General features: G+C 40.6%; 20 protein-coding genes and 2 pseudogenes. 5 read left to right on the top strand and 17 right to left on the bottom strand.

Translation table 11 applies throughout. The annotated features are described in order from the left end of the window. Positions 1-20 precede the first annotated feature (20 nt). The 8 genes from EEL30_14505 to EEL30_14470 all read right to left on the bottom strand — a co-directional run bounded on the left by EEL30_14505 (position 21) and on the right by EEL30_14470 (position 6,162). Positions 21-1,109: a radical SAM protein gene (locus tag EEL30_14505; GenBank protein QDX93400.1), complete on the bottom strand. Its 1,089-nt coding sequence runs from the start codon at positions 1,107-1,109 to the stop codon at positions 21-23. Further along, complete coding sequence (locus EEL30_14500; protein ID QDX93399.1) at positions 1,043-1,402, bottom strand: hypothetical protein; 360 nt, start codon at positions 1,400-1,402, stop codon at positions 1,043-1,045. The genes EEL30_14505 and EEL30_14500 overlap by 67 nt, the downstream gene beginning before the upstream one ends. Before the next feature lie 304 nt (positions 1,403-1,706). Then, positions 1,707-2,567 carry an SPASM domain-containing protein gene (locus tag EEL30_14495; GenBank protein QDX93398.1) on the bottom strand — a complete coding sequence of 287 codons (861 nt, stop codon included), beginning with the start codon at positions 2,565-2,567 and terminating at the stop codon, positions 1,707-1,709. Continuing rightward, positions 2,395-2,871, bottom strand: coding sequence for a 4Fe-4S cluster-binding domain-containing protein (locus EEL30_14490; protein ID QDX93397.1), 477 nt, complete (start codon positions 2,869-2,871; stop codon positions 2,395-2,397). Before EEL30_14490 ends, EEL30_14495 begins: the two co-directional genes overlap by 173 nt. Before the next feature lie 223 nt (positions 2,872-3,094). After that, entirely contained in the window at positions 3,095-3,571 is a 477-nt protein-coding gene (locus EEL30_14485) for a MarR family transcriptional regulator (protein QDX93396.1), read from the bottom strand. 204 nt (positions 3,572-3,775) lie between these two features. After that, positions 3,776-4,378 carry an NAD(P)H nitroreductase gene (locus tag EEL30_14480; protein ID QDX93395.1) on the bottom strand — a complete coding sequence of 201 codons (603 nt, stop codon included), beginning with the start codon at positions 4,376-4,378 and terminating at the stop codon, positions 3,776-3,778. Positions 4,379-4,650: 272 nt separating this feature from the next. Then, positions 4,651-5,601 carry a hypothetical protein gene (locus EEL30_14475; GenBank protein ID QDX95775.1) on the bottom strand — a complete coding sequence of 317 codons (951 nt, stop codon included), beginning with the start codon at positions 5,599-5,601 and terminating at the stop codon, positions 4,651-4,653. A 189-nt stretch (positions 5,602-5,790) separates the two neighbouring features. Beyond that, positions 5,791-6,162, bottom strand: a complete 372-nt coding sequence (locus tag EEL30_14470) for an ATPase (protein ID QDX93394.1) — start codon at positions 6,160-6,162, stop codon at positions 5,791-5,793. Positions 6,163-6,399: 237 nt separating this feature from the next. On the opposite strand from EEL30_14470, the gene EEL30_14465 reads away from it, so the two are divergent. Then, on the top strand, positions 6,400-6,828 hold the full coding sequence (locus EEL30_14465; protein ID QDX93393.1) for a DUF2621 domain-containing protein: 429 nt from the start codon (positions 6,400-6,402) through the stop codon (positions 6,826-6,828). A 56-nt stretch (positions 6,829-6,884) separates the two neighbouring features. After that, positions 6,885-7,121 carry a hypothetical protein gene (locus tag EEL30_14460; GenBank protein QDX93392.1) on the top strand — a complete coding sequence of 79 codons (237 nt, stop codon included), beginning with the start codon at positions 6,885-6,887 and terminating at the stop codon, positions 7,119-7,121. 329 nt (positions 7,122-7,450) lie between these two features. On the opposite strand, the gene EEL30_14455 is transcribed toward EEL30_14460, so the two are convergent. Then, complete coding sequence (locus EEL30_14455; GenBank protein ID QDX93391.1) at positions 7,451-8,104, bottom strand: HAD family hydrolase; 654 nt, start codon at positions 8,102-8,104, stop codon at positions 7,451-7,453. A gap of 222 nt (positions 8,105-8,326) precedes the next feature. On the opposite strand from EEL30_14455, the gene EEL30_14450 reads away from it, so the two are divergent. Next, the gene (locus tag EEL30_14450) at positions 8,327-9,181 is read left to right on the top strand and encodes a sulfurtransferase (GenBank protein ID QDX93390.1); all 855 of its coding nucleotides are present in this window, start codon (positions 8,327-8,329) and stop codon (positions 9,179-9,181) included. 78 nt (positions 9,182-9,259) lie between these two features. Here EEL30_14450 and EEL30_14445 read toward each other — a convergent pair whose 3' ends face one another. The 3 genes and pseudogenes from EEL30_14445 to EEL30_14435 all read right to left on the bottom strand — a co-directional run bounded on the left by EEL30_14445 (position 9,260) and on the right by EEL30_14435 (position 11,778). Beyond that, positions 9,260-9,385, bottom strand: a complete 126-nt coding sequence (locus EEL30_14445) for a hypothetical protein (protein ID QDX93389.1) — start codon at positions 9,383-9,385, stop codon at positions 9,260-9,262. 9 nt (positions 9,386-9,394) lie between these two features. Continuing rightward, positions 9,395-9,762, bottom strand: a pseudogene (locus EEL30_14440) (DUF4180 domain-containing protein). A gap of 948 nt (positions 9,763-10,710) precedes the next feature. After that, a complete protein-coding gene (locus tag EEL30_14435; GenBank protein QDX93388.1) occupies positions 10,711-11,778 on the bottom strand; it encodes a YdcF family protein in 1,068 nt (355 codons plus the stop codon). A 515-nt stretch (positions 11,779-12,293) separates the two neighbouring features. On the opposite strand from EEL30_14435, the gene EEL30_14430 reads away from it, so the two are divergent. After that, positions 12,294-12,866: a histidine phosphatase family protein gene (locus EEL30_14430; GenBank protein ID QDX93387.1), complete on the top strand. Its 573-nt coding sequence runs from the start codon at positions 12,294-12,296 to the stop codon at positions 12,864-12,866. 439 nt (positions 12,867-13,305) lie between these two features. Here EEL30_14430 and EEL30_14425 read toward each other — a convergent pair whose 3' ends face one another. Beyond that, entirely contained in the window at positions 13,306-13,518 is a 213-nt protein-coding gene (locus EEL30_14425; protein QDX93386.1) for a hypothetical protein, read from the bottom strand. 5 nt (positions 13,519-13,523) lie between these two features. On the opposite strand from EEL30_14425, the pseudogene EEL30_14420 reads away from it, so the two are divergent. Continuing rightward, positions 13,524-13,628, top strand: a pseudogene (locus EEL30_14420) (N-acetyltransferase). A gap of 152 nt (positions 13,629-13,780) precedes the next feature. Here EEL30_14420 and EEL30_14415 read toward each other — a convergent pair. The 4 genes from EEL30_14415 to EEL30_14400 are packed head-to-tail and all read right to left on the bottom strand — an operon-like array spanning position 13,781 to position 16,920. Continuing rightward, on the bottom strand, positions 13,781-14,575 hold the full coding sequence (locus EEL30_14415) for an ATP-binding cassette domain-containing protein (protein QDX93385.1): 795 nt from the start codon (positions 14,573-14,575) through the stop codon (positions 13,781-13,783). Next, positions 14,568-15,527, bottom strand: a complete 960-nt coding sequence (locus EEL30_14410; GenBank protein QDX93384.1) for an ATP-binding cassette domain-containing protein — start codon at positions 15,525-15,527, stop codon at positions 14,568-14,570. The genes EEL30_14415 and EEL30_14410 overlap by 8 nt, the downstream gene beginning before the upstream one ends. Next, positions 15,524-16,291, bottom strand: a complete 768-nt coding sequence (locus tag EEL30_14405) for an energy-coupling factor transporter transmembrane protein EcfT (GenBank protein ID QDX93383.1) — start codon at positions 16,289-16,291, stop codon at positions 15,524-15,526. Before EEL30_14405 ends, EEL30_14410 begins: the two co-directional genes overlap by 4 nt. A 26-nt stretch (positions 16,292-16,317) precedes the next feature. Beyond that, positions 16,318-16,920: an ECF transporter S component gene (locus EEL30_14400; protein ID QDX93382.1), complete on the bottom strand. Its 603-nt coding sequence runs from the start codon at positions 16,918-16,920 to the stop codon at positions 16,318-16,320. Between the last annotated feature and the right edge of the window lie 99 nt (positions 16,921-17,019).

Here is a 17,019-nt window from a genome sequence, read left to right as displayed (position 1 = left end):
TAGTTCCTTTCCCCACTTTCTTATACTTGGGACAAAATTTTAGGAGCGACCGAATCTAAATAATCATGTAATTCTTTTTTTGAGGTTCCACAATAAGAAGCCATAGGAGAACCATACTTCCTGTTAGCCATGACCGGACAACCACCTGAGCAAAGGAAGGCAACACTGCACTCCATACATTGAGGCATATTACTAACATCTCGACCATGCCATAGGTCTGCTGCTTCTTGGTTAATATAAAACTCGGAATCATAGGTACCAATCGCCCAACTAGGGTCTGCAATGATCTGATTACAGGGATAAATGTTGCCATCTGGTGCAAATACATAAAAACTTCCGCCTGAGGCCTCACAATAAAATAGCGATGGCATAAACTCATCTTTTATAAAGCTTTCGCCTATCGCCTTACTTACAGGCAAATTCAACCGCGAAAAATCACCATTTAACCCAACCTTAACCTCTTTTAGTAAATTCATAGGCACTTGCTCCCGCACACGTGCCTCCACCTCATGTGGAGCCATAATTCCTTCCCCACCAAGTCCGGTATAATTTGTTACAGGGGATAGCGAAAGACAAAAATTATCGTATTCAGGGAATTTTTTTTCTTTTAGATACTGTAATAACTCTGGTACGATATGAATATTTTCTTCATTTAAATTCATTCTGACATCAATTTTAAAGCCTTTGCTAAGGTATAATTCAATGTTAGAAATAATTTGTTCAAAGGTTCCCTTACCACCAGCCGTTATCCGCCTTTTATCATGTATCTCTTGGCTTCCATCAATGGTGATTTGAAATAGTAAAAGTGTTCGATAGGGATATAGGATATCCACAAATTGATGGAGATGGGTGCCATTTGTGGTGATAGAACCATATAAATGACGTTGGGCAGCCTTTTGGACAACGGATTCTACTATTTTTTTAGTAGTAGGCAACAGGGGTTCCCCACCAAACAAATTGTAGCCTGCCCTCGATAAATCTTTACGCTGTTCACGAATCGCATCAAGCGCTTCAAATGCTGCCTCCACCTGACTCTCTGTCATCACCTGACTCGTTTCATGCAATTTATGCGGCTCAAAACAGTATGGACATCGCAAATTACAGGCCATGGTCGGACAGATACAAATGTAATAGGGGTATGTTCGTCACGATGCTTACGACTCCAAGCAATTAATTGATCTACTACCTTTTTCTCGTCGGTTCTGTCTTCATACAAGTAGCCACGCTCTAGTAAAAAGAAGTGTTCCTTAGGAGAAAACGGGAAGGTTCCATGCTGTCTAATCTGTTTTAATCCCGTAATTACGTGCTGTTCAACCACATCAACTGCCCCTGTTAATGAGTTGAGTAATAAATAGTTCCCTTCATCCAACTTATGTTGAAAGAGATAATGGGTAACGATCATATTAGTATCCCCCTATTTGGGTATCAAGTAAGCGATTGAGAAGGAGAGAAACCATAAACGGTTTCTCTCTCCCAAAAGTTACTAATTTTTTGAATTTGGTGTACTTCCTTCATCGATATTAACTTTGGCAATCAGACAGCAACTTGCTTGGTAGTTTGAATTTTCAATCTCTTTTACAGACAATTTTGTCCAGATTTTATTGTTCAAAGATTTCATATGTATCACCTCCCTTCAAGGCTAACTACGTAAAGTAAGACAGCAATTTTACTAATTGCCAATGACAGTTTCCTTTTCTATTCAAGACTTACTGATTCACCGCCAACAAGTCCAAGATTCTCTGTCTATTCTGATCCAGATAGGTTTTCATTGTCTGCTGAGCAAAATTACAGTGTGGCTCATAGGCATCTTCCTTACTACTATGGAAACCATGCCACGGACAGGCTCCTCCACATACCGGAGCAATATTACACTCAGAGCATTTACTTGTATTTGAAATATTTAAATCCCATTTGTTCCACTTATTGCGATCAATAAAATGCTCAGGGCTATAGTGACCAATCGCTGCCTCTTTATTCCCCACCGATTCAGGACAGGCATAAATGAAACCCTCTGCGCCATAGACCACATAATGGTGCTTGGATGCACTACACCCAGTTAAATCAATACTTTCCCCTCTCCACATGATTGAATCCTTGCCATAGATCGCCTGTCTTAATAAGCTGGTTCTTCTTTCCATATCATAGCCTAATGCTAGTCGATAGCGATCTCGAGCTACTTCCCAATCACCGAACGTCTCGTGTAATTGTGTTAAAAGCTTAAATTCTGGCTGATAATTAGGTACACACCCCGTACAGGCATGATCATTTATCGGAGCAATCTGACACATAAAATGTGGGGAAGCAGTCCAACCCATTTGTTCAAATTCGGCAAACATTCTAGGCAGATGGCTCACATTATCGGTACCTGTATTCACACGTAGCAGAACAGGAATGTTAAGCTCTAATAGTGACATTCCGGCAAATTTGTAAGTAGGTTCCACCACCGTCAGCACGAATACGTAGCTGGTTGTGTATTTCCTCTGGCCCGTCCATGGTAATTTGAATCTGATCGACCTTGCCTGGTATTCTGGAAAACAGATCAAAATACTGATCGATTTGCGTACCATTCGTTATACCAGAAATCGTCCATCCTCGCTCAACAGCTTGTAGCGTGATGTCCTCCACAATCGCTTTGTTCGATCGTAAAAATGGTTCTCCTCCGAAATATTGTAGGTGTACGGAGGTTGCTCCCCGTTCTTGAATGAGTTGATCCATAGAAGAAAACATCTGATGAATTTGTTCCTTCGTCATAGCGGTTTTAGACGATCTAATATCGAGGCCTTCATAGCAGTTGGGACAACGCAGATTACAGGTAAACGTATCAATTTTACTTTCACTGACTTTCGCCATCAAGAATAACGAATAAAACAAAAAAGAAGGGATGCTCACCAGTAGAGTGAAAGGATTGATTTATAGCACGTAGGAATACGCCGATCCCTTGTAACACACGAAAGAACAAAAACCAAGAAATACTTCCCGAAAAGCGTGTAAATATTTTGGGATTGCGATCCTACTAACGCACTTGATTGCTAACGTATACAAGATCCATTTTGTTTTAAAACTCAAGATTTCCTTCTCACAAATTGAAAATGCCCTATTCTCTCTGCTTGTTCGTATGTTCTGCGATGGCATCGGTCAGCAGACGATCGATGAAATCTAGCTCAGAACAGGAGTATTTTTGTAGAAACCCCTCCACTCGTTTCTCAGCCTGTTCATGTAACTCTTCATGCACACGAAATATCTCTTCGCCCGTGGATGTTAACTGAAAATGAACCTCTTTTTGGTTGTCCGCTCGTTGTTTTTTAAGTAGAAATCCTCTCTGCAATAATTTGGTACTAATTTTAGAAATAGCTCCACGAGTCATATCCATCTCTTGGGAAATGGCCGTTACATTTACCTGCCCTTGCTTTCCAATGCAAGCGATAACATGCAGCTCAGATAAAGTCAGTTCTCCTGTCTGTCCATCCAGCTCTCGAATGGAGTTCATTAAGCTAGTCTGATTCTTTTTGATGTTTTCCTCATGTTTGTGCAGTAGCTTTTGCCACTTTCCTACGATTTGTTGTGTAATCATTTATCTTCTCTCCTTTACCATTCGGATACCTCTTTTTGTTTCTCAGGAAACAAATTAAGTATATCTTTCCTTGCTTAAATCACAAGATTATGCAAGATCATTTATACTCCTTACCTGCTACTTCACGAAAAACAACAAAAAACATTCCAGCATCACGCACCAGTGATAAATGGAATGTTGAGCTTACCCTTGTTGATCTAGTTGTTATTCGGCGCCCACATGAACGCGAGACACCCATTGATCCAGCGAACGGCGTTCCTTTGCTTTAGGTACTTGTTGTGGATAACCTAAATGAAGAGAACCTACAATTTTTTGTTTGGAAGTAAATCCCATTTCCTTTATAAATTCTGGATCAAAAATATAAGGATTGGTTCGCCACACAGCCCCAATATTCTTCTCCCAGCACAATAGTTGAACGTTTTGGATAAATGCGCAAGTAGCTCCAACTGATTCAAAATCCTTTTTTTCATGGTCAAACACATCGGTTGCTACCAGGATAGAAACGGGCGTACCTTCAAAATACTCCCTGTACGATTCTTTTACTTTCTCTTTTTTCTCATCCGTATATGATTCAAAAATACCAATACGCTCGTAACTGTTAAAGACACATTGGAAAAAATATTTCTTTTCCTGCTCAGTCGAAGCTATTTTGACTGCCCAAGGCTCTACTTCGCTATGAAAAGGAGCATACGCTGCCTGTTCCAAAATTTCATGAATCGACTCCATAGGAAGTGGAGTGTTTTGAGTTTGTCGTACTGATCTTCTCGATGTAATAAGCGTTGCCAGCGTTTGCGTTGCTTCTGCCATATATATTCCTCCCCAGTGGTTTTCAGTCTGAAGATTATGATGCTGTTCTTTATGTGTGTAGGCAATAACATGTAGTTGGTCATTTTTTATTTGCAAATAAAAATGATAATCATTATCAAATATACAATTGTATTTTATCACCTTTTTATCTACGGCGCCAGATGATCTTGTCAATAAACTGTTGACTCTGCGAACATCCGGTAAAACACAAAACAAGACCCGATCTTCCCGCAAAGGAAAACCGAGCCTTGTTTACATTCCTGTATTTCCTATTACCAAACCTTCCACCAAGGTTTCTTTTCATCTCCGTTGGCAGATACAGCATTTTTATCGTCTGCTTGATGTGCCTCAAGAAGCTCTTGTGGAAATTTGTCCACATACTCTTGTACCGCTGGCTTAAACTCTTCGCGTGTATGTTCGACTAATTCTTTTAGTACCTCAATGGCCTTTTTTGTCTCATCTGTTTGCAAGAGGGCATTGATGTAGTTAAAGCCGGCATAAGGGCGTTCAAAGCTTGGTTTCCAATATTGCTCACTTATCTGGATCAACTGATAGACGTACCCTGCTTGTCCCAGTTCACCTGTCACGTTCATCACGATTTCTTCATGACCATTCACTTTATCTAGTGTTTCCTTAAACATCTTCATAGCAGTCAAGAGATCGCCTTCCTTTAAAGCGACAAGTGCCAAGACATAATGGGGACGCCATGCTCCTTCTCGATTGCCAAGTTCTGTTAAATATTGATACAGCTCCTCCTTTTTGCCTGCTTCCATAAAAGAGTTAGTCAACCATTCCAAACCACTATCTTGGTTTGGATCGATGAGCAATGACTTTTGCAACAACAAACCCGCTGTATGATCATCACTCGCATGTGCATACAAGCGGGCTAGATTAAGATGAGCGGTAGCTGATTCAGGATATTGGTCAATTGTTTCATGCAATAATTTCTGTGCCTCAGGAAATTCCCCCACTTGCATATGTACAATGGAGCGGAAAATCATCGCAGGTTCAATCGGACCATACAATTCTAATAAACGATCCGCTGCTTTAGAAGCTTGTTCAGGAAATTCCTGACGTACCAACTCCATAGCAAATTCTCGTAATTTTTCATTTTCATTCCAGTACAGGTCCATATACTTCGGAATGATTTTATCTTGAAAATCCTCGCGGGATAACTGCATACTCTGTCCATCTTCGTTTTGAAATTCAATAAAATCTGACATGGCTAAAGGGCCTCTCTTTCCTTGGCGAAACAAGCTTCGTCACCTAGTTTTTAATGATCTATCTCTTCTCTAACTGATTTCTTGTTATACCCTTGCAATTCCTGCTACCAGAAGGAATCGAAATACAAAATGATCTCCCCAAGCCTCCCTTCCTTTTGGCCCGATTGGGAAATCATTCTGGTAGGCAACTTATATCCATGCTTTCATATTTACTTTACGAATAAATTCCTCAGTTGTTTCCTTTGTCGCACCTTGTTCGGGCTCTTCGTCAGCAAGACCTACCACTTTACGAAACAAAGCTTCATTTTTGGTGGCCAAAGCAAAATCAAGCAAAGCTTCATGCTGCGCTCGCTCAGCTGCTTCTTCCCAAATCGTCTCTTCTAAAGAGATATCTTTATCCGTCACAGGAAAATGTCGATCGTATTTTGGGACACGAATCAACCAGTCAAAAGCCGAATCCGGGTTGCGATCGCGGCCGATAAGATAGGCATGTTCTCCGATTGGCAACGATTGTTCAAAGGAATCTGCTGTGATAATTACCCGTTGTCCAAGTGTAAACATAGGCACGAGCCCCCTTTTTCCAACAGCTATTGTACTATCTATCTTACTCATTTCATGTAGAATTGGAAAGAGAAAATCCTTAAATAGGCGAATCACTGTAGAGAGATGGTTTGCATTTCGCTAGTTTCTTTGTACTCCTCCTCTTAAAAAAACGGAATATTTGTTGTACAATGAAAACGTTAGGATAATAGTTGAATTACGGATAGTAAGAAGCATAACGATAACGAGGTGTAGCTTGTGAACGGAATGTTTTCCTGGTTTATTATCGGTTGGACCATTGTGTTGGTTGGACTGTTTGCCATTGGTGGCTATTTTATGTTCCGAAAATTTCTAAAATCAATGCCAAAACAAGATGGTAAATCTGATTTGGATTGGCAAGATCACTTTATTGATCAGACACGGCACATGTGGGACGATGAAGGCCTGAAGTTGTTAAACGAACTAGTACACCCTGTTCCTGAATTATTCCGCCCGGTAGCGAGGCGCACCATTGCTGCAAAAATTGGTCAGTTGGCACTGGATGAAAAAGTGGACCACATGACTACAGAGCTGATCATTCGTGGCTACATTATTGCCACTCCAAAACGTGATCACAAATTTTTAATTGCTCATTTGAAAGAAAAAGAGATTGACTTTACCCCTTATCAAAAATATTTACAAGCCTGAAACTTCTGTGCTCCTGTTTCGTATATATTACTAGCCGACTTAAAGGGGAGACAGAGATGAAATTCTTACTCATTTTGGCGATGTTAGCCTTGATACCGATTGTATTGATTGCCGTGGTGGCACTTGTTATAGCAGGGAAAGCTGGTCGATTTATTAAAGGACTGAAAAATGACGGTAATCCTCGTGTCTTTACCAGTACCATGTCGCATCAGAACAGTTCTGTCCAGAACAAACCACGCGAGCATTCTATCTCAGATGATGAAGATGTCGTGTTCCTTGGCAAACGTCAATAGCACCAGTTGCTGGAGCCATTCTCTTTTGAAAAAACCCTTCTGACAGACAACCCACCTAATGAAAATGGCTGGACCGTCAGAAGGGTTTTCGCATGGAATTTACATAGGAATAATGGTGTAAATAATAATACGATTTATAACTTGAATAGTAATATAACCTAGCCTCAGGTTGTCGAGAAACCTCGGTAGCTTTTTATGTTATTTAACTTAAAGCTCCCCAACAAAACGTTAGGGAGCCAAATCGAAAATGAACTGAAATTATCGTACATAAAATCATATTTTCCTATTATAGAGCCGTGCATGAATCCACGCTCTTGCTCAACTTAGCCTTATTTAAATCCTTCTAACACCTGCTCCAAACGTCGCTCTGCAAGTGACTCCAAGCGAACATCATACTCTGTAAAAGCATGCTGACGAGATAGCTCATGTGGTGTAATGATGCAGTACATACCAGCCGCTTTGGCTGCAATCGCGCCTGTGACCGAATCCTCTACAGCAATCGCTTCATGCGGTCTTACTCCAAGGCAAGAGAGCGTTTTTGTGTAAAGCTCTGGGTCAGGTTTTACTTGTAGCACATCATCTTTAGTAAAAATGCAAGAGAAATAATCTCGTATTCCATATTTTTTTAGATGGGGCTCTACCCAGGAACGTGGGGAGCTGGATGCAAGTCCAATTTTTAATCCGTGTGATCGCGCTACTTCCAAATAATCTCGAACGCCTGGTCGTAAATCTGTTGTCTGCAACATTTCCCGGTGACGATTCAGCCATCTATCTTCTGTAGCAACCCGGTCTACTGGGGCTTGGGTCAGCTCTTCTAAATGAGCGAAGGGATCAAATACGAGTTCACTTCCCACACCCTGCGACCATAAATCGATAGGAAGTATTACTCCATAAGATTCATAGATTTCCTTAAATGACTGATATAATGTCCATTCTGTATCCAAGATAGTTCCGTCAAAATCAAACACTAACGCCTTTATCATGGTATCCTCCTGCCTGTTTATCTGGTTTATATATGAACCTGACAATCTACCAGAAACAAAAAAAGCTTCCTTATGTCTTTCCCTACTTATGTGCCTATGGAAGTTGGGCTGTATCCCTCCCTATACCCCAATGTACCATCCTTTCCAAAGGCGAAACAACTTCTAATCTGTTATAGTATTAAAAAGGCAAAATTTCGATCTATTATGGAAAAGAGGGATTGGATGTTACAGGATAAGCTGCAAGACCCCGTAGTGCAAGCTGGTTGGCTTCATGAGCATCTGAAAGATCCATCTGTAGTGATATTGGACTGCCGGTTTATTCTCGGACAACCAGATGTAGGTCGGGTGGAATACGATGCGGGACACATTCCGGGTGCCATCTATCTTAGTCTGGATTCAGACCTATCTGGTCCGAAAACAGAGCAAGGTCACGGTGGACGTCATCCTTTACCGAGCGTTTCTGCCATTGAAGATTTATTTTCCCGCATCGGTATTGACGAACATACCACCGTTGTCGCTTATGATGGTGTAGATATGGCGATGGCAGCTCGCTTGTGGTGGATGTTGCGCTATGTGGGACATGAGAGTGTGTACGTACTGGACGGCGGTTATGCCGCGTGGAACAAAGATAATTATCCCATTAGCACCGAAATCCTACATAGAGAGCCTCGTTCCTTCACAGCGAATGTCCAACCAGATATGCTTCTTACCAAGCACGCAGTGGAGCAACGGGAGGCTACCACCCCTCTACTCGACTCCCGAGCACCGGAGCGTTATCGTGGTGATGTGGAACCCTTGGACTCTAAGGCAGGACACATTCCTGGAGCTGAGTGCTTCTTTTACAAAAACACCTTACAAGCAGATGGTACATTAAAAACGAAAGAGCAGTTGCAAAACCATTTCGGTGAGTTATTAAAGCAAAAGCACATTATAGTTTACTGTGGATCAGGTGTAACAGCATGCGTCAATCTCCTGGCACTAATGAGAGCCGATCGACCCGATGCAATGTTATACGGAGGTAGCTGGAGCGATTGGTCATCTTATGAGGATAGTCCCGTGGCAACAGGAGATGAGTAAATACAATAAAGACCACTTGGCAAGTTTAGGTGGTCTGATCTTACCGCTGTCAAGTAGACAACTTTAAACAAGCCCCATCTAGGCTGCCTGAGTTCGGTATTCTACCGGACTCAGGTTTTTTAATCGAGATTGAAACCGTTGCTGATTATAGAAATTAATGTAGCCGTGAAGAGCTTCTACTGAAAAAAATGCTGTATCTGACACCGCTCACTTTTAAGAATCTATGCCATGAAGTGCATGCAACGCTTCGTCTTCTGTTCTTTTGAAAAATACTTGCTTTCCTTTGTTGCATTCGTAAATGAAGTCATTCAAACTTTTACTGTTATATGATTCAAATTCACCAACGATTGCAATTTTCATGTTGTAGTTTGTTATTTTTGTAAAACCTCACCCGCAAGGCCTGTTTTTAAATCAAAGAAATCATCAATTATATTCTCTTTTCTCACCAGCATTTTCTCGCAACCGTTATATCGGACGTTTGCCATTAAATCCAAGGCGTCGTTTACGTTATTTATAATTACGCTGTCGCCTGATATAATGGCAACTTTTGAATCTCCCTTATGATTTACTTTAATTTCCATCCGTATATTCCTCTCCATTTATCTAATAGTTACACGTGTTATCAATATAACACACTCCACATGTGTGGAATTTAGAAGGATCGAACACCTGACCCCAACTCTGCCAACGATGAGGTCAGCGGTGGTTGGTTCTACTGCCCCAATATGAATTTGTATAGAAACGTATTCAAAACCTTCCTCTACATTATAAAGCAAGCGCTCTTGTTTATCTTTTATATACCGGGGTATAATTTTCAAACTTTTACTTTTGCTTAGCTACTAAAACATTAACAATAGCATCAAGCTGAAGCTCCAGCGAGTAAGGAACCTCATCGCCTTTATCGCCTGCACCGTATACAAATATGCCGCATTTTCACAAAGGAAAAATACGGCGTTCTTCAAGTAACGAATCCGTTAGTTAAACGTAAGTCATAATATACATCTAGTGTCAAACTGAACAACTATTCTGAAGCTTCACCACTTAGCAGCCCAAGCTTCTATTTCCTCAACCTTGAATGCAAATATTTTACAATAAATCATAAAAGAATATACTTTAGGGAACATTACAATATTTCAATATATCTGTCAACTGAGTTTGATAATTTTACCTACTGTTCTTCCACTATCTGCCACGTCATTCTATCAACCCGGTTTTTCTAGACTCATAGGGACTTACATGCTAAATTTTTTGAGGGCCTGATGCTTCGATTGTCAATTTCAAGTTCTTTCGCAAGCGCTTTGTATCCTTTTGTTCCGTGTTAATACATCTTCACGATTTCCAATTTGTAATTCTCAACGAATGTTCTCCGCATTTTGCCCATAAAGAAGCACCTCCTTCGAATCATATTAGAAATACGATTCAGGAGGTGCTTTTTCCTTGTCTCAATTTACTGGGTCACTTCAAGAACAGAATTAGGTGCTTCTTCATTCTTGTCTACAAGAAGGGGATCATATCAATTCTTCGTTTTTTTAGCGTTGATAGCCTGGGTAAGCCCAGATTCCAGATGTACGTAACAGATCGCGGTAAATACCTAGTTTTTCATCTTTTGTTACTTGTTTTGCTTTATCTACAGAAGGGTAATCCATATATACCATGTTCGTAAAAGTACGTTTATTTTCTTTTCCCATTAGACGAGCATAGTGGTCACTAGATGCTTGGAATCCAGAGAGGGCGCGGCGCATATGAGTTGCGTTTGTAACCAATGTAGCATCTGTTATTCCCATGGTTTCTAAAATAGCTGTTGTACATAATGCGTTTTCTACTGTATCAGATGCGCTTTTTTCTAGTACGATACGATTCTTGTCCACGCCTTTTTCCAACAACCATTTATTCATGGCTTCTGCTTCTGTTACGCCATTTTTAGCTGATCCGCCTGTAACGATAATTTTTGAATTTGGATATTTTTTTGCAATAGCTAATCCAGCTTGTAAACGTTCAATTAGTGGTTGTTTCATGGAACCATCGTTTTCAAGTGCAAAACCTAAGATGATAATCGCATGGTCTTTTTGAGGTAGGTTTTGAGGCACTGTCGTACTAAGCTCGGTTGTTAAATAAGCATCCGCTGCCTGTAGCTTCGCTTGAAAAGCATTCGCTTGTTGTGGATCAAGCTTTTGTAACGTAGCCATGGCTTTATTGTATGTAGCCTCATCACCATTTACTTTTGAATAAACGCCATACAAAAGATTTGCTTCAAAATGATTTGGTTGGAAATTAACAATCTGCTTGTAAATGCTAACAGCTTCATCTACTTTCTTTTGAAAAATCAAAGTTGAGGCCAAATAAAACTTTAACTCCATGTTAAATGGATCTAATGAGCTAGCTTCTTGCAGATTTTTTTCCATGAGCGCAAATTTATCATTTTGAGAGCTATTGCGGAATAGATCGATCGTTGAATCAACAAGATGCTGAATCCGCTGTGCGGTCGTCTCATTTTTTACAACGGGGCTTTTTTCTGCTTGAGCAAATGCGCTAGTCAAAGGAGAGACAGAGAGTGCCAACGCTAATGAAAGGATTAGTTTACTTTTGTGTTTTGTCATGATAGTTCCTCCTAAAAAATCTTGGCAATGTAGGGTACCTGCACGTTATAACAGATATGTCTAGTTGATGTAAGCGTATAAAAAAATGAAAGGATAAAATAAAAATAGCATAACCCAAAAAACGGTAGAAATAACTCCGTTGTTTGGCTTATGCCTAGTCTAACTAGTAACACGCCGTATTATTGATATCGCTTACAAAAACATGATACCATAGTCTATTTATACAAACAATTGTAAATAACGATTGTTTTACATCCAAAAAGTAAAAAACTGACTAACCTACTTAAAAGTAAGGAATGAAGAGACAAAAAGTACCTTAATACAGTGAGCGGAACGTATGTTCACAAATAGCACTCCATTGACAGATAAGAAACGAATGATTCAAACGTGCCAAAGAAGGAATGTACTTAGGGGTCAGGATTGTTTAAGATCAGTAAAACTGTGTTGATTAATATTAGATTTAAAACAAGGATTTATTTGGAGTAACAAGTTTCTAAAAATCATGGAGGGATATTATGAAAACTTTCATTTTCATGGTGAGACATGGCGAATCACCGAAAACAGAAGGGAACGAGAGAACACGTGAGCTGACTAAGAAGGGTAGGTCAGATGCCCATATAATAACTGAATTATTAAAAGATGAGGGAATAGACACGTTCATTTCAAGTCCATATAGAAGGTCAATTTTAACAATCGAGGAATTAGCCCAGTCTTTAGGTACAGAAATATTAGTTGATGAAGATTTTAGAGAAATGGTTTTTATAAGTGACGATAAGATATTGTCTGATAAGGAATTGTATCCATTAGTAAAGAAGATGTTTTCTGATCCAGACTTTTCGTTACCTGGAGGGGAATCTATTACAAATTGTCAGAATCGTTCTGTAACAGCTTTGAAAAAAATTCTAAAGAAATATACAGGACAGAAAGTTGTAATAGGAACTCATGGGGCTGTTATGACATTAATGATGGGGTATTTTGATCGTCAATACGACTTGGAATTTTTATTAAAAACTTCAAAACCCGATATCTACAGAATGGAATTCAATGGTCAGGAATTGGTAGAGGTTAAAAGATTGTGGAAATGTTAACAGAGGTGTTTATTTTTCTCGCTATCTAAAATCGTGGTTTGGATAGTCAACTATAAAACTCCAAACTAAATTACATTCCCTTCTTTTGCTAACGGGTGCCTTATTTGAAGAAGCTACATAAAAAAATCGATTCCTTAACATACAGGGTCTACTCATTAGAGGACTGGAACAGTGGAAACAGCTCCAAACGAGGGATCGAATACGTATTTATTCAAGCAAGAGCAGGCATATCACTGAAAGAAATAAAAAAACAGCTTCAAGTAGCTTAGGGGTGATCCATTTCATATCAAATGTAAAATTTTTCAATCACTTTTAGGCGAGTACAGTAAATAATTTATTTCTAAAGATAAAACCTCAAGGCCTTGATTAAAGGAAAGTGTGGAAATAACCCATAAATCGCATAAACAAACGTATTTCCATGAATTTCGTCCAAGCATTTTCAGCTATTTTCGATTACATATACAGTATGAAACAATGAGGAGGTGGAGTTATGTCTTGTTGCTGTCGTCGCCGCCGTCGCTGTTGCGGTTTCTTCCGTAGACGCCGTCGTTTCTTCTTCTTCTGATAGGATTAACCCGATACCGTCCGAATTTAGCATTTTGGACGGTATCATTTTTTCCTCTCTTTCGCATCCCAAGCGCTCCGCATCCACCGCTTTGTGTGCTACAAGCTTCTCCTGATGGAATCAATATTTATAAAAAATCTGGCTTTCAATCTGTCGGTCAGATCAAAGTTTTTGAGAATAGACATTTAGTTGAATAGCCGTATATAAGGACGCTTCATGAAAACAAATGACTTTCATCTGTTGCTCGTGTAGGTTCTATATATGAAAAACCCACGATTTCTCATGTATCAAGGAAATCGTGGGCTTTTAGCTTTACTTTATATCTGATAAAAGATTGGAGCCTGTTTAACTAGCCCCTTAATGACCATCTCCCGATCAGCTCTTCCGCTGTCAATACGGTCTCTTCTTCCCATTGTTTGCCGAGCTGAGTCACATATGGCGTGTCCAATCCCGCGCGTTGCAAAAGCTCCTGTTGGGAAAAGACGTCGCGTGTATCTTTGTCTCCCAGCACCTGTCCCTGGTTCAGGACGATTGTTCGCTCAAAATGAGCAGCAACAAAATCCATATCATGCAGAATAGCCATCACTAGTTTTCCTTCATGTTTCAACTGCTTGATAATCTCTGCAATCCGGCGTTTGCCAGCGTCATCCTGCGCAATGGTTGGTTCATCTAAAATGATGATATCTGTATTCATGGCAACCACAGATGCAATTGTAATTAATTTTTTCTCAGATAGTCCTAAGTCATGGGGATTCTCAGCATGACGCTCCCACAAGCCTACTAGTTCTAATGCTTCTTGGGCACGTTGTTTCGCTGTTTGTTCATTCACCTTAAGTTGTAAGGGGCCAAACATCACTTCATCTACTACCGTTCTTTTAAAAATCTGGTCATGCGGATTTTGAAAGACAAGCCCAATCGTACTGGCTAGCTGTGCTACAGTGGCCGTTTTTGTATTAACCTCTCCAATAAAAACGTCTCCTGCTGTCGGCTGCAATAAACCTTTTAACAGCTTTACCAACGTCGTCTTCCCTGCTCCATTCTGACCAATAATAGCCGTCGTGCGCTGATCAAATGTGAGTGAAAGTCCTTTTAGTACTTCCTGCCCCGGTTGATAACCAAATCGAACATCCATTAGTTTAATCATGCTGTTCACCCTCGCTAGACTGTGACCTTTTTTGCCCATGAAGTTGACCAGCCTGCTTTGTAGATGTCGAAGAATCTTGTATCCGTTCAAGTGACTCTACCCCATTTTGTTGGCGTTGAGCCTCATAAGAACGTTGCGCTTCCTCCAACGTAACGGGATATGTATTGGAGCCTGGTACCTTTAACGCTAGTTCCCGACAAACCCGCGTGTATACTGGTGGTTGCACGCCATATTGCGCCAAGTCATCTCGTGAGAACAGTCGGGACGGTGTATCCACATCAACCAGTTTACCCTGATGAAACAAGGCAATCCGGTCAGCATATACTGCTAGCTTCTCCATTTTGTGTTCAGCCAGTATGACAGTCATGCCTTCCTTACTCAAGCTTTGAATGGCCTGAAACACCTCTTCTGAACCTTGAGGATCAAGTTGAGATGTAGGCTCATCTAACACAATCACTTGGGGGCGCATAGCAATGACACTAGCGATGGCCATTCGTTGCATCTGACCACCAGACAGATCGAATGGGGCACGGTCTTTACACTCTTCTATATCCAACAGATGCAGGACGTGATCAATTCTCTCCATCATTTGTTGACGTGGTACACCCAAATGCTCCAGTCCAAATGCAATTTCTTCATATACAGTTAGCTTGGCACCCGTCACCTGCGTAAATGGATTCTGGAAGACAATGCCTACTTTTCGTATGGTTTCATCTACACCTACTTTGCCTACATCTGTACCATCAATCAATACACTACCGCCATAGGCTCCTTTGTAAAAGTGAGGAACTAAACCAGTTAACGCTTGGCAAAATGTCGATTTACCAGCTAGATTTTGTCCAATTACTCCGAGGAACTCACTACGTTCTACTGTCAAGCTAACATCATCTAAGGCCAATTGTTCGTTCATGGGATACCGATATTTTAGCTGATTAATCTCAATGTGACTCATCCGATTACCCTCCAAACAATTGCAACCACTACGCATACTGCCATGAGTACCCGTAATATTTTTCTATGCGGATATTGTGTTTCTTCCTGAAGAAACGTCTTAGGCCCCGATACATTAAATCCGCGAACCTGTAAGGCAAGACTCCGTTCCTTCGTATCAATGAGCGAGCTTAGTACAACCGGACCAATCAGCGGGACAAATGCTTTCATTCTGGCAAACAGGTTCCCCTCGGTCTCCATTCCACGCGACCGCTGCGCATCTGTAATCGTATCCATTGTTGTCATCATTTGTGGAATGATTTGGAACACAGAGCTTAACACATATCCAAATCTGGCTGACAGTCCTTTTCGGACGAGCGATTCAATTAAATCCGACGGTTTTGTAGTTAACACAAGAATGAGAAAAGCTCCTACGATATTAAGTGCGCGAAAGCAAATCCCTAAGGCATATAGCAAACCTTCCTGATAAAACGCCCACGAACCTATGTAAAACAGCACCGTCTCATTTTTCACATAAAAAAAGCCTTGGATAAACACGACTGTCACAAGCACGAAGCCTACAAAGCTAATGACCGCCAATGCACGTCTGAACACCTTGGCAACAAGTAGAATCAGAAAGCTAACTAGCATACCAATCAAAGCAGTATGCAGGGACGGTAAAATGATTGGCACCAATACGGCAAATGCAATGTAGCAGAGCTTGGTAATCGGGTCAATCTGGTGTATCATCGTATCCTTTGGGACATATAGGCTAAGTGTCTTCATGGTTTCTACACCTCTTATCTACCAACTTAGTCCAGTGACTCAATATCTGACTTGTTTTTGTACATATGGATAAGGCTCTTAGGCAACACGCGATATATTCCATAGGCAACCAAAACGGTTAATAATTTATCAGGTACATCCACCACTAATTCGTCTAAAAAAGATGCAAGCCAGATTGACTGGGTATTGTTCATCACATAGGCAAATACCATATCGCCCCATAAATTACCCGTCTGTCCTCCCCAAAACCATACATTTAGCGGTGTAGAAATAACCACGGCGGTTACACCAACGGTTAATCCAACAACAGCTGCTTTCCCCCAACTGTTAATCCATCCTTTAAAAGCCATTGCCCCTGCAACTAACCCCATACATAAACTAGTCAGTGCATATACAAACGAAATCGGGTCCACCGTTAAACCATAAATAATGTTATTAATGAGACCGGACAATCCGCCGATAATAGGACCCGCGAGCAAGCTAGCTAGTACTGTTCCGATAGCATCCAGCCACAGTGGTAGTTTTAATAGTCCAGCAAACAATTTACCGATGTAATTAACACCGACAGCTACTGGAATAAGTACGAGCGCTGTAGTTGATAACGACCACATGCTGCGTTTTGTAGACATGATCATTCCTCCTTTACAAAATTAGTTATAGTATGGGGGCTAAAAGCCATACTAGCAATAGTTTCGTGACAATTTGAGCAAGAAGTTTTTTATTTTCCC

This window comes from Brevibacillus laterosporus (assembly GCA_007833815.1).
Classification (GTDB): Bacteria; Bacillota; Bacilli; order Brevibacillales; family Brevibacillaceae; genus Brevibacillus_B; species Brevibacillus_B laterosporus_D.
This window is presented reverse-complemented; position numbering and strand designations above follow the sequence as displayed.

What these genes read in the sequence shown, in the direction of transcription:
- EEL30_14505 (QDX93400.1), bottom strand. Translation starts at nt 1,109, where the DNA reads ATGGCCTGTAATTTGCGATGTCCATACTGTTTTGAGCCGCATAAATTG.
- EEL30_14500 (QDX93399.1), bottom strand. Translation starts at nt 1,402, where the DNA reads ATGATCGTTACCCATTATCTCTTTCAACATAAGTTGGATGAAGGGAAC.
- EEL30_14495 (QDX93398.1), bottom strand. Translation starts at nt 2,567, where the DNA reads ATGGTACGCAAATCGATCAGTATTTTGATCTGTTTTCCAGAATACCAG.
- EEL30_14485 (QDX93396.1), bottom strand. Translation starts at nt 3,571, where the DNA reads ATGATTACACAACAAATCGTAGGAAAGTGGCAAAAGCTACTGCACAAA.
- EEL30_14480 (QDX93395.1), bottom strand. Translation starts at nt 4,378, where the DNA reads ATGGCAGAAGCAACGCAAACGCTGGCAACGCTTATTACATCGAGAAGA.
- EEL30_14475 (QDX95775.1), bottom strand. Translation starts at nt 5,601, where the DNA reads ATGTCAGATTTTATTGAATTTCAAAACGAAGATGGACAGAGTATGCAG.
- EEL30_14470 (QDX93394.1), bottom strand. Translation starts at nt 6,162, where the DNA reads ATGTTTACACTTGGACAACGGGTAATTATCACAGCAGATTCCTTTGAA.
- EEL30_14460 (QDX93392.1), top strand. Translation starts at nt 6,885, where the DNA reads ATGAAATTCTTACTCATTTTGGCGATGTTAGCCTTGATACCGATTGTA.
- EEL30_14455 (QDX93391.1), bottom strand. Translation starts at nt 8,104, where the DNA reads ATGATAAAGGCGTTAGTGTTTGATTTTGACGGAACTATCTTGGATACA.
- EEL30_14450 (QDX93390.1), top strand. Translation starts at nt 8,327, where the DNA reads ATGTTACAGGATAAGCTGCAAGACCCCGTAGTGCAAGCTGGTTGGCTT.
- EEL30_14435 (QDX93388.1), bottom strand. Translation starts at nt 11,778, where the DNA reads ATGACAAAACACAAAAGTAAACTAATCCTTTCATTAGCGTTGGCACTC.
- EEL30_14430 (QDX93387.1), top strand. Translation starts at nt 12,294, where the DNA reads ATGAAAACTTTCATTTTCATGGTGAGACATGGCGAATCACCGAAAACA.
- EEL30_14415 (QDX93385.1), bottom strand. Translation starts at nt 14,575, where the DNA reads ATGATTAAACTAATGGATGTTCGATTTGGTTATCAACCGGGGCAGGAA.
- EEL30_14410 (QDX93384.1), bottom strand. Translation starts at nt 15,527, where the DNA reads ATGAGTCACATTGAGATTAATCAGCTAAAATATCGGTATCCCATGAAC.
- EEL30_14405 (QDX93383.1), bottom strand. Translation starts at nt 16,291, where the DNA reads ATGAAGACACTTAGCCTATATGTCCCAAAGGATACGATGATACACCAG.
- EEL30_14400 (QDX93382.1), bottom strand. Translation starts at nt 16,920, where the DNA reads ATGTCTACAAAACGCAGCATGTGGTCGTTATCAACTACAGCGCTCGTA.